The organism is Terriglobia bacterium (assembly GCA_020072645.1).
GTDB lineage: Bacteria > Acidobacteriota > Terriglobia > Terriglobales > Acidobacteriaceae > Angelobacter.
On the sequence record JAIQGK010000016.1, the window covers coordinates 59473 to 76429 of the forward strand.

Sequence of the window (16957 nt, forward strand, 5' to 3'; positions counted from 1 at the left end):
TAGATCTACTCCGTATCTCTGGAAGATCGAACCCATCCGATTTTACATGAATTAATGCGAACAAATTCTCACAGATGATTGACATGTCCATCTCAAAGCGAGAACATAAGTTCTACTTCAAGCCCTGCACTGAAGCTTGTTTGGCAGCCACGTGAATGAACTTGGAGCCGGAGGATTACGCCATGAAGACGGACACGTTGGAACCGCCTGTCACTAGTTTCCAGAGTGAACCGGAAACAAACATGCTTAAGATCCGGGACCGGGAGACGATTGACAAAATCGAGGCCAGCTTTGCCGGCGGCGTCCTTGGTGAAGCCATGAGAAAGGCGCCGCAGATTGAACGCCGGCGGAAGCTCAGCGTCAACGAATTCGTGGAAGAATACCGCAAGAAGCTGAAACCGGTGGTTGTCGAAGGGTTGATGGATGAATGGCCGGCGTTGAAGAAGTGGAACTGGGACTATCTGGCGCACAAATGCGGCAATACCTCCGTGGTTGTGGATAGCTATAACAGCAAAAGAGCGCGACGGGTCACCTTTGCCGAATTCGTCGACATGTTGAAAGCCAGCCGTGACAGCGGCCAGCCGCCCATCTACCTGCAGGAATGGCTTTACATGGCCACCTGTCCGCAACTGGCGGAAGATTTACCGGAATTGCCGATTGCGCAATATGATTTCCGGCGCAATCTTTTCGGCGAAAAGATTTCCACCAACCATCAGCTTTGGATTGGCCAAAAGGGCGGGACCACGAGGATCCACCAGGATTCTTACTTTATTGATGTGATGCACGCGCAGATCGTCGGGGAAAAACACTGGTGTGTCATGAGTCCCCCGGCGAACCTGGAGCGGGATGAATCAGGCGAATTCGGGTTCACCACGCTGGTGAACGCTCCCAATGTGCAGATTCTGCAGTGTGTCTTAAAGCCCGGCGATGTGCTTTATTTGCCGGCGCAGTGGTGGCATCGCATAGAACTCCTCGCGGACTCCATAGGGCAGGGAAGAAAGTGCCTGGACGAGGTTAACCTCCAGAAATATACGCGGATGCGTTTTGCCGAGCTGCTGGCATTGGCCCTAAACCATGATTACGTTAAGGATGCTTATCCCGAGCTATACAAGGTGGTCGTTCTCCGAAATCAGGCATGGGCCAAACTGCTGGATATCGACTTAACGAAATTACGGCCCTAGCAAAACCCATCTATGGAAGAGATGCTGCGGACGGCCCGGGTGTCCCCGCAGTCTGGCATTTTATGAGTTCTATTTCATGAGCACTGGCGCAAACATGCAGCAGTCGCCGCCTTCCGCCGTTTATATGTTCCCGGCCTCTTTCGGCCAGCGCCGTTTATGGCTTAACGAGCAGAAAAATCCAGGACGCGCGCTCTACAATATCCCTTATGCCGTTCGCGCAAAAGGACCGCTGGACCTGGATGCGTTTCACCGCAGCGTGCACGAAGTCGTGCGCCGTCATGAATCGTTGAGGACTCGCTTTGTTCCTATCGACGGGAACCCCCAGCAGGCTATTCTGGCAGAGCTGGATTTCGACGTGCCGCTCATTGATCTAAGGTCGCTCCCTGCCAAAGAGCGGGAACAGGAGGCCCAAAGGCTGGTGCAGGCGGACATCACGGCTCCATTCGATATGGGCACCGCTCCCTTGTGGCGCGTGACGCTTTTCCGTCTGCAGGAGCAGGAACACGTGATCCTGCTCGTGATGCACCATATCATTTCAGATGGTTGGTCGATGGGAGTGATGCTGAGCGAGATGTCAATCATCTATACAGCTTTCCTCGCGGGCAAGCCTTCACCGCTACCCGAACTTCCCATTCAATATGCCGATTTCAGCGAGTGGGAAAGAGAGTTGTTGGCAGGAAAAGGATTGCAGCCGCAGCTTGACTATTGGACGAAGAGGCTTTCCGGCACGCCTGCCCTCAAGCTCCCTTACGACCGTCCGAAGAAGAGCTCAACTCCCACAAAAGGTGGGGCATACTTTTTCCGGGTGGAAGCGGACCTCGCCGAAGGACTGCGGCAACTGGGCCAGCGGCAGAATGCAACTCTGCATATGACGCTGCTGGCGGCTTATCAAACTCTGCTGTACCGCTATACCGGGCAACAGGATATTGCTGTGGGCAACAATATAGCCAGGCGTAACCGTCCCACCGTGGAAGGATTGATTGGGTATCTTTCCACCAACGTAATCATGAGGACGAAGCTCCAGGGCGACTGGAGCTTCAGCGAACTTTTAAGTAATGTTCGCGAGACGGCTCTGGGCGCCTACGCTCACCAGGACATACCGCTCGACCGTGTTGTGCAGGAGCTTGCCGCCGAGCGCGACCCCAGCCGCCCTCTCATTTTTCACGTGACGTTTACGTTGCAGAACCTGCCGCAGTCAAACTCCCCGCTCGGCCCCACGGAACTAACGCCTTTTGAAACCCAGATTGCTCCCGCAAAACACGACATCCAGGTCTTCATCACCGATACCGGCAGCGCTCTAGTGTTCGGCGTGCTTTACAACATGGACCTCTTCGATCCCGAAACCATCGCCGGGATATTTGAGCACTACTCGTTTCTGCTGCAGAGTATTGTCGATGATCCCGGACAGCAGCTTGCGCGACTCCCGCTATGCAACCGCTGGCGGGAAGGCGATTGGAAATCAGTGCAATGTCGTGATCACGCGCAGAAGCTTCCCGCTTGAGATTGGTCTCATAATGGTCGTAAGCTGTTGAGCGATTCGATTCAGGCCGAAAGCCGACCTGCTTCGTCCCAACCCGGCTCATCAGGAGCGAACGCCAGCTTCCCAGCAGCACGAAATAAGATGCCAAAATCGTAATCGGGCGAGAGTCTTAGAGTACAACTTATGCGGCGGATGCGCTTATGCGCTGGTTCATGATGGTGAAGTATTCCTAACCTGAAGCGGGCTTCTGTTGGCGGACGCTCTCAATGAGCACCGCGTGCTGGCTGATAGTAGGTTTCGAGAGAACTTCGGCGAGTGGAAGCTCGACCCCGAATTCACCAGCGATCCGGACAATGAGCTGTATGACCAGCAGGGAATGTGTGCCGCCAAGATCGGCTAGGCTATCGTTAATTCCAACGGTATCAACATCCAGTTTTAAAGTCTCAGCCCATATTACGGCCAGCGATTGTTCAACCTGATTGCGCGGCGCGCAATACGGAACGCGCCTGGTAGAGGGAGTAGCTGTGCTGATGGTATTGCTCATAACCTCATGCTCTTTTTGAGAACTCTCCGGCATAAGCCGCCTGTTGTACCGGAGGCAGCTTACCGGAATTTTCCAACTCACTGAAAAACTCTTGAATCAGCCCACAAACCCTGCCGGATTGCTCATAAAGACAGTAGTGCGTGGCGCCCCTCATCTCCACATAGCGCGAAGAAGGCAGGCTCTGTGCAAGATGGCGCGAAAGCGCCGGGGAGGCAATCTGGTCATACTCTCCTCCAATCAACAGCACCGGCACCTCCACTTTTGGCGCTTTGGGACCAACATCGCAGGAATAAAACTCAAGTACCTGGCGGGCATAGTTGAGCGTGCTCAACTCCGACTCAAAAGGTTTAAGCACCTCGGTCTGCAAGTCACGGCTCTTCAGCAATAGCACACGCGATGCCAGTTCTTTCCCATCCATCTCAGATGGCGAAGGTATTTCAGAATCCACCGCGCTTTGCAGCAGTGCATTGCGGATGACAGAAGCCATAGTGGGGGAGCTATCGAGCGCGCGGAACAATCCTTCTAAATTATTCTCATATTCCGAAATGAGCGTACTCGGCGTAGTCGGGCATTTGTACGCCCCATTGAGAAGGACCATGGAAGCAACAGCTTCAGGCCGGCGCAGATAAAATTCAATCGCTACCTTCGGACCGGTACACCATGCAATCAGATGACAACTCTCTATGCCTTCATGGGAAAGAATGGCGTTGAGATCGTTTACCTGGTCAGCAATGGAGAAAGGATGAGGAGCGGAGCCGGTCCCCCTTGGCTCCCAGATGACAACTTTGTGCTCTTGCGAGAGCTCGCTCATGAGTCTGGACCAATAGCGCAATCCCTGTCCCAGAGCGTTGATCATAACCACCGGAGTGCCATGGAAACCCGCCGTGAAGTAAGTCAGCTCGCCTTCATTGACATGCACAGTCGTGGGGCGCAATTCTGCGGACAACGCCGCGGCGCGCGCCAGGTCGCGGTCCATCTCCGCCGCTTGACGGCGTCGTATCTTCCTTAATTCCGCGATGGCAAACTTCTCTTCCATAAAGCGGCTTTCCAGGGAGACGCATTCGCAGTCTTTCCGGAGCGGGCTTTCGGACGACGGCGCAAAGAACCTGCTGAGAGCTGCGACCCGTTCGGCAAATAGCCGGTCAATGGCGTTCAGTTCATCCGGGTCATCCACGCTCATCAGATTGAGCTCATATGCTATGCCTGCCCATTCACATAATTGATCGAAGGAAATATTTTTACGACTTGCAATCCGGTACGTTCGCCCGGTCGCACCTTCATCTGAGGAGATCCTCAATAACGTTCTTGCCACTTCCCGGACGTGTATCAGGTTCAAATGAGAATTGGCTGGCGCCGGGCAGCGAAGTGACTGGTATTCGAAATAGTCAAGATAACGTTCCTCAATTTCCCTTTTTAGCTGGTTAAGCTCCGCCAGAAAAAGAAGGAAAGGATGGCCTGTGGGCATCCGGGAGGATAGATACTCTCCCACAATCAATGGAATATGGAACAGTCTGAAGGGAAGCTGGCTGGACTGGAATTGTGCAGCCCGGGAACTTTCAAAATCATTCTGCTCTCCACGCCCCTGGTCCACAAATTGATTGTTCACAGCGCAAGGCGCGACATAATTGAAATACTTAATAGGGGAGCTGCGCAAGGCTGACAGCAAACGAGCCAGGTGAGATTGCGCGTCTGGCCCGATGCGTGCAGACCGGACGGCAGGGGTAAACCAAACTTGTTGCGCGTCAAATTCCCTGATGGTCCGGGCCATGTCTGCCGGATCATCTGACTCGGCTGCAGTCACAATGAGATTGCCACAAGCTGCTTCGGCGGGCTCCTTCTGCATGGTTTCCTGCAGAATGCCACATACAAAATGCTGTATCTCTTCCTTGAGATGCGAATCTTCGCGCTTCAAGAGGATGCAGACGGAGGTCGATGGTTGCAGCAGCGACTCTGCCGCCATGTAACTGTCGAGAATGAAATCTGACCCGGCAAAGAGAAGTCTCGGCATTACACGCTCCACCCACGCATCACAGCGGGCCGCCCAGCAGTATGAAAGGCAGGCTGGCCATGCGCAATACAGGGTTTCTGGAATTTAACTTCCGTAGCGAGTAACCACCCGTGGGTTAAACTGCAGATGGTTAACCCGTTCTAATGCTACTTACGTTCAAGCTTGATTATCAGGCTTGAGATCCGGTCCCTAGTATAAATACAGTTTTATCCAGTCAACGCTCGAAAGCCAAATTCAGTTTATATTAAGATCAGAACAACAGGATACTTACTGTGAAATGTTTAGTATTTTTGTGTTATTACATGGATTGAAAATCCGAACAGACAACTATCGTGTTCCATAATGGAACTATTATTCCCGAAATGGGAATTTCTTAGGTTATTGGAATAGTTTAAACTTACTAACGTGCGTAAGAATTCATATGAGTGTCCTTGCAGGCAAAGATCTTCCATTCCATAACATCAGAAGCATTGTTGATCTATTGCGTCTGCGAGCGGAAGAGCAGCCGGAAGCCCTGGCGTACCGATTTCTCGCTTCTGGAGACGCGCAGGGGCCAACAGAAGAATGGAATTATGCTCATCTGGAGCGGTATGCCCGAAGTATAGCCGCCCATCTCCAGGCACTGGACGCAGTTCCCGGCGACCGCGCTCTGCTCCTTTACCCCGCAGGTCTGGAATTCATTGCCGCATTTCTGGGAAGTCTTTATGCCGGTGTGATTGCCGTTCCCGCATATCCGCACCGCACTCTTTCACGGCTTGAGGGAATCGCGAAGAACGCAGAATGCCGTTTTGTCCTTACGAATTCGGCATTTCTCAAGCTGAGCCGATCACTGGAGCAACAAGCTCCAGCATTGAGAGCTGCGCAGTGGGTAGCCACTTCAGAAATCCTGAATGAGCCTGCGCCGGAGTGGACGCGTCCCAGCATCAGCGAGGAGACGCTGGCCTTTCTGCAATATACCTCCGGCTCCACGGGACAACCCAAGGGCGTAATGGTGAGCCATGGGAATGTGCTCCACAATGAATCCCTTATCCAGAGAGGCTTTGCTACCGATTCCGCCATGCACGTGGTAGGGTGGCTGCCCCTTTACCATGACATGGGACTGATTGGCAACGTACTGCAGCCATTATTTGCCGGGGCTTCTTGTACTTTCATGTCGCCAATGGCGTTCCTGCAGCGTCCTCTCCGCTGGCTGCGCGCAGTTTCGCAATTTCGCGGCACGGTGAGCGGAGGGCCCAATTTTGCTTTTGACTTGTGCGTGAGCAAGCTCGGTCCCGGCGAGCATCTGGACCTGAGCTCATGGAAAACCGCCTTTAACGGATCGGAGCCGGTCCGCAAAGACACTTTGGATCGGTTCACGTCGGCCTTTGCGCCGTTCGGGTTCCGGCGAGAAGCATTTCTCTCCTGCTATGGATTGGCTGAGGCAACGCTTTTCGTCAGCGGAACAAGGCCCGGCGCGTCGCCGGAATCCAGGGCCTATGCCGCGGAAACCCTGGAGCGGAACCGGGCTGTTGAAACTCCAGCCGCCGGAACCGGCAGCCGAACCCTGGTTTGTGCCGGAGAAAGCCAGCTGGAGATAAGCGTGCTGATTGTCGATCCGCAAAGCAGAGAGCGATGCGATGACGGAGAGATTGGCGAGATCTGGATTTCCGGCCCCAGCGTGGCCAAAGGCTACTGGAACCAGCCCGAGCAGACTTGTGACATTTTTGCGGCCCGTCTTGCCCATAGTGATGGAGATCGTTCATACCTGCGTACCGGCGATCTTGGGTTTATGGTGGGCGGCCAGCTTTTTGTGACGGGCCGTCTCAAGGACCTGATTATCCTACAGGGCAGGAATTTCTATCCGCAGGATATTGAACTGACGGCGCAGATGGCCCACTCCGCTGTGAAGTCAGGCGCCTGCGTTGCCTTTTCCTCGGAATCCGGTGAGGAAGAAAGATTGATTGTTTTGGCCGAGGTCAGTCCGCAACACCCGGACCGACAACAGATTGTGCAGGCCATCCGCGCCGCCATTTTAGACGAGTACGGCGTGCCTGTTCACATTGTAGGTCTTCTGCCGCCTCGTACAATTCCCAAAACCTCCAGCGGAAAGCTCCAGCGGCGCGGCTGTCAGAAAAGTTTTATCGCGGGCGAGCTGCCGGTTCTGGCGATTTCCTCCCTGGAACAACAAACTGTAACCCCGGTGGCGTACGTAGCGCCCAAGACCGAACTCGAGCAGCAGCTGGCGGCGATCTGGAGGCGCACCTTGGCGCTGGAGCGGGTGGGCATTGAAGACGATTTTTTCCAGATCGGGGGGCACTCAGTGCTGGCAACCCAGATGCTGGCACAGGTCAGCGATGAAATAGGCGTGGAATTGCCCATTCGCCAACTGTTTGAAGCGCCAACCATCAAAAGGCTCGCGGAGATCATTACTAATTCCGGAGCCGCTACAGGATTGGGTAAGAAAAGCATTTCTCCAATCAAACGGCTGGCCCGTCCGGCAGCGGCATTGCGCGATTAGATGATTCCTGTTCCAGGAGATTAGCCATGGCAACCACTTCTACTTCCAATTCGTTAGCGCATGCTCCGCAGGAATCATCCCAAAGCTTTGCGTTTCCGGCTTCTTTTGCGCAACGCCGCTTGTGGTTTCTGGACCAGCTTGTTCCTGGTGATGTGTCTTATAACGTTTCGGGGGCGGTAGAAATTGAAGGTGAGATCAATACAGAAGCGCTGAAAAAAAGCCTGCAGGAGATCGTGCGCCGCCATGAATCTCTGCGAACGCTCTTTCGCGGCGAGCAGGGCGAATCGCAGCAGGTGATTTATGCGGACATGCCTCTGAGCATCGAAGTTGTGGACCTGCAGTCACTGCCAGAGCAGGAGCGGGCGACCAAAGCCGAACAACTCGCGCGGGAGAAAGCCAATGCTCCCTTTGATCTTAAGCGCGGACCGCTGTTCCGTGTGAGCCTGTTGCAGCTGGGAGAACAACATTACTGGCTGGTAGTGATGATGCACCACATCATTTCCGACGGCTGGTCGGTGGGCGTCCTGGTGCGCGAACTGGTTGACTTATATAGTGCGTTTGCGCAGGACATGCCGTCGCCATTGCCGGAATTGCCAATCCAGTACGTGGACTACACGGCCTGGCAGCAGGAGCAGTTGAGCGGTGAACGCCTGCAGGCCGAGGTTGACTACTGGAAGAATCAGCTGGAGGGATCTACCACACTGGAAATTGTGACAGATCATCCCCGGGGCGCGCGCACGGCCAATAAGGGGGCGACGGAGAGAGTACAGATTGAGCCGGAACTGGCCCGGGACGTGAAGCTATTTGCCCAGGAGCACGGCGCTACCTTGTACATGGTGCTGCTTGCAGCTTTTCAAACTCTTCTGCACAGGTACAGCGGGCAGACGGAGGTCCTTGTGGGCTCGCCGATCGCCGGACGCACTCAGAAAGAGGCGCAACTGCTGATCGGATTTTTCGTCAACACTCTGGTGATGAAGGCGAATTTCGATCCCGGGATTACCTTTCGCCAGTTGCTCCGGCAGGTGAAAGAGACGACCCTCGGTGCCTATGCGCACCAGGAGCTGCCGTTCGAAAAGCTGGTGGAAGAACTCTCGCCAGACCGCAATTCAGGCAGAACGCCGTTTTTCCAGGCGGTGTTCGCCTTCCAGAATGCTCCCATGCCGGAACTGGAACTGGGCTCGGCCAAGCTTCGCATGCTTGAGCTGCCGAATGATACCGCCAAGTTTGAGATGACGATAGTGATGCAGGAGTTCGGCAACCTCATCAGGGGATCGCTGGAGTACAGCACGGATCTATATGAGGCGGCAACCATCTCCGCGCTATTGCGCCGCTACGTTTTCCTGCTGGAATCGCTGGTGCATGATCCGGACCGGCCGGTTTCGCAAGCGCCGCTGGTGGATGAGGAAGAGCGCTCCCGCCTGGCGCAGGGTTGGCGCTCAAAGGTCACGCGCACGCCTCTGGCCGCGCAGAAAACATGGGCTGAACTGATTGCCGAACATGCCCGCGACGAGAAGAAAGTTGCTCTGATCATTGGCGAAAACCAGATCACTTACCGGGACCTGAATCAGCGAGCTGGTGAAATTGCGGGGCAGTTGCAAGCCGGAGGAGTTCAGCCGGGCGCACGGGTGGCGGTTTGTACCGGCCAGACGGGGGAGATGGCCCTGGCGTTGTTAGGTGTTTTCAAAGCCGGAGCTGTGGCGGTGCCGGTGGATACTGACGGGCCGACTGCGCGCATGGAATCAATCCTCAAAGATGCTGAGGCAGGCTGGGCGTTAACGGAAGGAAAGTTTGAGCCACAGCTTCGCCAGGCTGGACTGAAATGCATTGTCATTGCGAGCGGCAGCCCATCAGCTTCAGCCACGGCGCCAATCGAATCCAGAATCTGCAAACCAGAAGAGCCGGCGCTGCTGGTTTATCAATCCGGTGGTTCAGGCCGTCCGGAAGGTGTGGTGGTTCCCCATCGCGGCCTGTTGCCGCGGACCTTTGCCTTAGAAGCAAAAATTCTGCCTGCGGACCTGGTCGGCCTCTGGCCGCAGCTGGCAACGGAAGAAAATGGAATCCTTGAGGTACTGCATTGCCTAGGGACGGGTGCAACCATCGTGCAACTGGATGCGGATGGAACTCCGCGCAAATGGGCTTCCACTATACGCGAGCAGAAGGTCGACGTGCTCTTTGCCCGCGGTCCGGAAATAGAGCGGCTGGCCAGAGAGTTCGGCACCACGCTGAAAAATGTCAGATTCATCGTGTGCACCGACCGGGGCGCGGACGTGGCCCGGCTGGGAGAGAACCTGAAAGGGGAGATGCTCGACAAGGTGTACCTCACCTACGGTCTGAATGAGACCTGCGGCTGGTGCGCTTTATATCCTCTTTCGCAGCGTAAAAAGGGGATCGCGGAGTACCTTGCCGCCGGCGTAAAGCTGGAGTTGCTGGATGCGGACATGAACCCGCAGCCGGAAGGCATTGTGGGTGAAATCTTTATTGGCGGAGAACACCTGGCGCTTGGGTACAACAACCTGGGTGGACGCACGAAAGAGGTTTTTTTAAGCGATGAGTATTCCAGCGAACGCGGGGCCTGCGTTTTCCGCAGCGGTGACATGGGGTGGCACGCGAACGATGGAACGTTGCGGATGTTCGAACGCCGCGACGGAAGAGCATGGATTGCCGGGGTCCGAGTGGAGCCCGCAGAAGTGGAAGCGGCGCTCAAGAGTTTTGATGGCTTGCAGGATGCAGCCGTCCTGATTGGACAGAACGGCGTGTCGGCGTTTCTTGTGGCCGGGGAAAAGGCACCTGAAACAGACAAATTGGAAGCCTGGTTATTACAAAAGGTCCCCAAGATTATGTTGCCGCGTACGGTGCATCTGGTGGAGCGCATTCCGAGGCTTGGGGAAGCAGAAGTGGACCGCCTGAAGCTGAAGGTGCTGGCGAAGCAGTTGGAAAAGGCCCGGGATGCGGCCGCGCCCTATGCTCCGCCGGAAAGCGATATTGAGCGGAAGCTGGTGGCCATTCTGGAAAAGACCCTGGGACTGGAGCGGGTGGGCATTCATGACGACTTCTTCCGCATAGGAGGACACTCCCTTTTGGCTACCCAGGTAGTGGCTCAAATCAGCCATGAACTCGGGGTAGAATTGCCCTTGCGCCGGCTTTTTGAAGCGCCCACCGTGGCCCAGTTGGCCCAGGCGATTACCGAGCTTTCCCATGCGGAAGCGCAAGTGGAAGCCATCCCCCAAATCAAAAGAATTGCGCGCGTTCCGGTACAGCAGCAAACAATAGCAAAGTGATACACGGGAGAACATAAAAAGATGGAAACATTCTTTCAGGATATTCGGCATGGGCTGCGGGTTTTCTTTCGGTCCCCACTGCTCATGATCACAATTGTGCTGACCTTGGGATTGGGGATTGGCGCCAATACCGCTATTTTCAGCCTTGTGAACGCCGTGATGCTGAGACCGCTGCCGGTAAAGAATCCCCAGGAATTGGTGGTGGTGGGAGATCCAGCCCTGGTGAAGTTGCGGGCCGATGGCTCTCCGCCGCGAACCGATATCTATTCTTATCCGCTTTACCGGGATTTTCGTGATTCCCAGACAGTTTTCTCCGGGATGCTGGTCAGCGGCGAAGTAAACCGGGTGAGGGTTGCAAAACCGGGCACAGGTACGCAGGCTATCCCGATCACCGATCAGGCATTGGCTTCCCTGGTCAGCGGGAACTATTTTTCAGTCCTTGGTGTGAACCCTTATTTGGGCAGGACGCTCACGCAGGAAGATGACGACGTTCCAGACGCGCATCCGCTTGCCGTGGTGAGCTACGGCTTCTGGACGGAAAAGCTGGGGCGCGATCCCGCAGCCATAGGAAGCACCCTGTTGCTGAATCGATATCCGTTTACTCTCATCGGCGTGGCCCAGCCCGGATTTTTTGGAGACACCATTGGAGATCGCCAGGATATATGGGTGCCGGTAACCATGCAGGCGGCACTGCTTCCGGGCCGGCCCTGGCTTAAGAGCTATAGCGCTTCGTTCCTCCACATTATCGCCCGTTTGAAGCCGGGCGTGACCATGAACCAGGCTGCGGCCAACATGAACCTGATCTTTCAACAACAGGTGGCAGGACCGTTGGCGGCAAAGTTTCCTGGGCTGGACCGGCAGGCGATTACCAATCTGCACGTCGAGGTTACAGAAGGATCACGAGGGTTCTCGCTTGTGCGGGGCAGATACAAGCAGCCGCTTTTCCTGCTTGTCGGCATTGTGGGGCTGGTGCTGCTCATCGCCTGCGTGAATGTTGCTAATCTGCTTCTCGTACGGGCCCTTGGCCGCCAAAAGGAGGTCGCGGTGCGTCTGGCGATCGGCGCGCCACGGATTCGCATCATCCGGCAGCTGCTGACCGAAAGCATTCTTCTGGCTTTGGCGGGTGGAGCGATGGGAATTGCTGTGGCTTACTGGGGAACCGGAGTGCTATTGCAGATGAGCCGCACTACCGGCACTGAAGCCACCATTGACCTTAATGTGCTGGGATTCACTCTTGGGGTTTCCTTGCTGACGGGAATCCTGTTTGGGATTGTGCCAGCGGTGCGCTCGCTCGATGTGGCGCTCACTTCCGCACTCAGAAGCAAAACCGAGGGAACGGGAAAGTTCCGCTACGGACCGTTCCACTGGAATTGGGGTAAAGTGCTGGCGACCGGACAGGTGGCTCTTTCCGTGGCAGTGCTGTTCGCGGCCAGCCTTCTGGTGCGCAGCATGCAGAAGCTGCGCGACGTAGACCTTGGATATAACCAGGAAAATCTCGTGCTGCTCCGCACCGATCCTCTTTCAGCCGGCTATAAAGCATTTGAGCAACGGGTGAATTATGCCAATCAGATGGCCAGCCGTCTTGCAGGGCTGCCCGGCGTGCAAGCTGTCACATTTTCCAAAAACGGCCTGTTCTCCGGCAGCGATTCCAGTGACCAGATTAAAGTGGAAAACTTTATTCCCAGAAAGGACGCCGATCTGCAAGCCCCAACCGAGCGTGTGGGCGCTAACTATTTCAGCATCCTGAAAATTCCGATGATCTCGGGCCGGGAGATTGGCGCGCAGGACCTGGAATCCACGCACAGAGTTGCTGTCATTAATGACGAGATGGCCCGTTTCTATTTCGGGTCGAGCGATCCCATTGGCAGAAAAATTACCATTGATGATCCCACCTTAAAAAATCCCACCATGGAGATTGTGGGGGTGGCTGGGAATGCGCGCGACCAGGCCCTGCGCGGCAAAGTGCCGAGGCGCTTTTATGTGCCCCTGAGCCAATCGGAAGACCCGACTGGAGAATTGCATTTCATTCTTAAGACCTCCGGAAACCCCGAGCCAATAATCGAAATGGCGCGCAAGGAAATCAAGGGTTTTGACGCGAATATTCCCATCATCAGCACACGCACTTTGACGCTTGCGGTTGATGAATCGATCAACGGTGAAATCCTGATCGCCAAGCTTTCTGGATTCTTCGGTATCGTTGCCTTGCTGTTGGCGTCAGTTGGTCTCTATGGCGTGATGTCCTATATCGTCACCAGAAAGACGCGTTCGGTAGGTGTGCGGATGGCCCTGGGAGCGCAACGCATCGATGTTTTGTTCATGGTTTTATGGGAAGCATTGACGCTCGTGGTCATTGGCATCGTCGTTGGCGTTCCGGTGGCGCTGGTTGCCGGCCATATGTTTTCTTCGATGCTGTTTGGTCTTTCCAGCACCGATCCGGCTGCGATGTCGATTGTGATCGCGTTATTGGGAACAGTGGCGCTGGTCGCGAGCTACATCCCGGCCCGCCGCGCCACCAGAGTGGATCCGATCATCGCACTGAGAGATGAATAGCATGCTCAACCTGGCTAAACAGCGAAGGGGCGGCGGAAGAGAGCGCCTGCCGGCCCCCAGGAGTTGCAGATGGAGATTGTAAGGTTCTTTCTGAAGCACTCCCGCAAAGCTGTGGTGGCCAGTTTGGTAGCGGGCGTTTTCAGCGGCGCGTGCAATGCGGCGCTGCTCGCCGTGATCAACCTGTTACTGAAAAGAGACGGGAGCAGTGGTCCGCGGGTTGTGCTTGCGTTTGTGGGCCTCTGCCTTGTGCTGCCGCTTTCACGTTTTGTCTCAGAAGTTCTTCTGAATAATCTTGGTCAGGACTCTCTTTATTCTCTCCGCATACAGATAAGCCGCCAGGCCCTGGCGGCGCCATTGCGTCACCTGGAGCAACTCGGGATACACCGGGTGCTGTCCGCTCTTACCGATGATCTGCCGGTCATTACCAACACGGCACAGGTCCTCCCGCTGGTGTGCCTGAACGCTACTGTGATAATCGGCTGTCTTTTGTATATCGGACTGCTTTCATGGAAGGTGCTCTCCATCATTCTCCTATTCGTTTTTTTGGGAAGTGCCTGCTATCAGTTCCCGGTATTAAAGGCGCAGGGCATTTTCCGCCGGGCCCGGAAAGATGGAGAGGCTCTGCTGAAGCATTTCCAGGCCCTGCTCTATGGGTCGAAAGAACTCAAACTGCACAAGGACCGCCGCGATGCATTCTTCTCCAGCCTCCTTGATCGGACGGCATCATCTTTCCGTTCCCACTACAAGACGGCGATGATGATTTATACGGCGTCGGCAACGTGGGGGCAGACGCTGGTGTTTATTGTGGTAGGTCTCGTCCTTATCGCGTTTCCTGCTTCTCGCGGACTGAGTCGTGACACCCTGACCGGGTGTACGCTCGCCCTGCTCTCTATGATGACACCCTTACAGGTCATCATGAACATGGCTCCCACCCTTGCCCGGGCCAACGTGGCCATCAGAAACGTGAAAGAGCTTGGGTTCCAGCTTTCTTCCCAGGTGGAAAACGAGGACGAGGCCGCTGGGGCCGCCAATGAACTCCGCGACTGGCAGGAATTGCGGTTCAAAGCAGTCACTCACTCCTACCGTCGTGAAGGCGAGCTGGAAAATTTTGTGCTCGGACCACTCGATGTTCATTTTTGCCGGGGTGAGCTGGTTTTCATTACCGGAGGGAACGGCAGCGGTAAAACTACTTTCGTCAAACTGCTCACAGGCCTCTATTCCCCTGAGCAGGGTGAGATAACCATTGACGGAGAATTATCCGTCAATCACGCGCAGCAAAGGGAAAGATATCGTGGATACTTCACCGCAGTCTTTTCTGACTTCTTTTTGTTCGATCAATTACTGGGATTGCCCGACGCGGCGGTGGCGAGCACCGCGGATGCCTATCTGCGACAACTGAAGCTGGCTCATAAAGTCAAAGTTGAGAACGGAACGCTTTCCACCACTGAGCTCTCGCAAGGACAACGTAAACGGCTGGCCCTGCTCACAGCCTATCTGGAAGACCGGCAGGTCTATGTGTTTGACGAATGGGCCGCCGACCAGGACCCATATTTTAAAGATATTTTCTACCTTCAGATTCTGCCGGAACTGAAGGCCAGAGGTAAAACCATATTCGTGATCAGCCACGACGATCGCTATTATCACGTGGCCGATCGAATTATTAAATTTGACGAAGGCCAGATTGTCAGTGATCTCAAGGGAGAGGCCTCCCGCAGAGTTCATGTGGTGGCGGTAAACCAGTGACAATGCCGGTGAAGCACTGAAATTCGGCTTTGGAGTTTAGAAAACAGGAGTAAGAGATGAATCGAGAACCGCTTTATTTACGGCAAAATATCCAGGTTGAACCACTCGTAGACCATTGGTATGCGTGGCCTTATTTAATCCCGCCCGCAACTTATGCGCGGAACATGTGCGGACGGCACTTCAAGATCATGGATTCCTACATCGCAGCTCCTCAGGTGCATGCCGAAGCGGTCAAGAATCCCCGCATGCTGGGAGGACCGTTTATTGACTATGGCGGCAAGAGGGCGGATGAGATCAAGGCACTGCGTGACAGGACAAAACAGGAACGCAGCAACCTGGTTGAACTTTCCGCGGCCATTGATCAGCTCAACACCATGCTACGCTCCAAAGCGAATGGCTTGTGGATGCATCCTTTATACAACGACGTTCCCGACGCCCTGCGCGGCTACGTTGAGCTGGTCTATGACCTGAACAACAATCCCTCATTCCGGCTGATTGAGCCGCTGCTCTACAAAAGCGAGTACTACCATCCTGAGGCGCAGAGCTTAATGTTGTCGCCGATCCAAGAGGATGATCGGCCGTTTGTGCTGAGCACTCCCCGCCTGGAGACGCCCGGCAGCCTGCATTTGAAGATCCCCTTTGCCGATCGCTCAATTGATGAACTTTTCCGCCTCAAGTTTTCTCCCAAGCCCATGAACAAGATCAGGGACATGGTCGATGTGCCTGCCGGCTCGGAAGCATTGTTTGAGTCATTCTTTACGCCCGAGCCGCCGCGCCCGTACAAACCTTATACCGGGAAAGGGATCCGCTGGCGCTACTTCGGGCATGCGTGCATTCTGGTTGAGACCGGCGGCGTCAGCATGCTCTTCGATCCAGTCCTGAGCTATACCTATGAGAGCAAAATTTCACGGTACACCTATCTGGATTTGCCCGAGGTGATCGATTACGTGCTGATCACGCACAATCATCAGGACCACGTCCTGTTTGAAACCCTCCTGCAGCTTCGCCACAAGATACGCCACATCGTGGTGCCGCGCGGCGGTGGTGGTCCTTTGCAGGACCCATCCCTGAAGCTGCTCCTTCAGAGTTGCGGATTCCCGTCAGTCATGGAATTGCAGGAGCTCGAAACGTTGCAATCCGACGAAATGCAAATCATGGGCGTGCCATTCATGGGCGAGCATTGTGACCTGGATATCCGGACGAAAATGGCATATCTGGTTAAAACCTCCCGGAGTTCTCTGCTGTTTGCGGCTGACTCATGCAATATCGAGCCGGCGATTTATAAGAACATACAGCGTGAGGTCGGCGATCTGAATGCCTTGTTCCTGGGCATGGAATGCGATGGAGCCCCTCTCTCCTGGCTCTATGGTCCGCTGCTCAGCCGGCCTCTTGAGCGGGACCATGACCAGTCAAGACGGCTCTACGGATCGAATTTCGACCAGGCGCTGGACCTGGTGAAGCAGTTCCGCTGCCGTGAAGTGTATGTCTATGCCATGGGACAGGAGCCATGGCTCAATTATGTGATGAGCCTGAAGTACACCGAAGAAAGCCGTCCTATTATCGAGTCCAACAAGCTGCTGGATTATTGCAAGCGGCACGGAATCGTTGCGGAACGCCTCTTCGGCGAAAAAGAGATACTCATAGAATCTGTTGCGGCTACTTCAGTCGCGTGAAGA

9 protein-coding genes are annotated in these 16957 nt (G+C 55.0%); 7 read left to right on the forward strand and 2 right to left on the reverse strand.

The window, feature by feature from the left end; translation table 11 throughout:
• The first annotated feature begins 155 nt into the window (after positions 1 to 155).
• Both LAO76_21990 and LAO76_21995 read left to right on the forward strand, forming a co-directional pair.
• Positions 156 to 1181 (forward strand): cupin-like domain-containing protein, encoded by a 1026-nt coding sequence (locus LAO76_21990; protein MBZ5493598.1) that lies wholly within the window; start codon positions 156 to 158, stop codon positions 1179 to 1181.
• Between the two features lie 76 nt (positions 1182 to 1257).
• Entirely contained in the window at positions 1258 to 2682 is a 1425-nt protein-coding gene (locus LAO76_21995) for a hypothetical protein (protein ID MBZ5493599.1), read from the forward strand.
• A gap of 208 nt (positions 2683 to 2890) precedes the next feature.
• Here the strand turns inward: LAO76_21995 and LAO76_22000 are convergent, their stop codons facing one another.
• Both LAO76_22000 and LAO76_22005 read right to left on the reverse strand, forming a co-directional pair.
• Entirely contained in the window at positions 2891 to 3205 is a 315-nt protein-coding gene (locus tag LAO76_22000; GenBank protein MBZ5493600.1) for a hypothetical protein, read from the reverse strand.
• A 4-nt stretch (positions 3206 to 3209) separates the two neighbouring features.
• Positions 3210 to 5213, reverse strand: a complete 2004-nt coding sequence (locus LAO76_22005; protein MBZ5493601.1) for an alpha/beta fold hydrolase — start codon at positions 5211 to 5213, stop codon at positions 3210 to 3212.
• A 421-nt stretch (positions 5214 to 5634) separates the two neighbouring features.
• On the opposite strand from LAO76_22005, the gene LAO76_22010 reads away from it, so the two are divergent.
• From LAO76_22010 to LAO76_22030, 5 genes are all read left to right on the forward strand, one after another.
• Positions 5635 to 7710 carry an AMP-binding protein gene (locus LAO76_22010; protein MBZ5493602.1) on the forward strand — a complete coding sequence of 692 codons (2076 nt, stop codon included), beginning with the start codon at positions 5635 to 5637 and terminating at the stop codon, positions 7708 to 7710.
• Positions 7711 to 7736: 26 nt separating this feature from the next.
• Entirely contained in the window at positions 7737 to 10988 is a 3252-nt protein-coding gene (locus LAO76_22015; GenBank protein ID MBZ5493603.1) for an AMP-binding protein, read from the forward strand.
• A gap of 21 nt (positions 10989 to 11009) precedes the next feature.
• A complete protein-coding gene (locus LAO76_22020) occupies positions 11010 to 13538 on the forward strand; it encodes an ABC transporter permease (GenBank protein ID MBZ5493604.1) in 2529 nt (842 codons plus the stop codon).
• 69 nt (positions 13539 to 13607) lie between these two features.
• A complete protein-coding gene (locus LAO76_22025; protein MBZ5493605.1) occupies positions 13608 to 15281 on the forward strand; it encodes a cyclic peptide export ABC transporter in 1674 nt (557 codons plus the stop codon).
• A gap of 56 nt (positions 15282 to 15337) precedes the next feature.
• Positions 15338 to 16954, forward strand: a complete 1617-nt coding sequence (locus LAO76_22030; protein MBZ5493606.1) for an MBL fold metallo-hydrolase — start codon at positions 15338 to 15340, stop codon at positions 16952 to 16954.
• Positions 16955 to 16957: the final 3 nt, after the last annotated feature.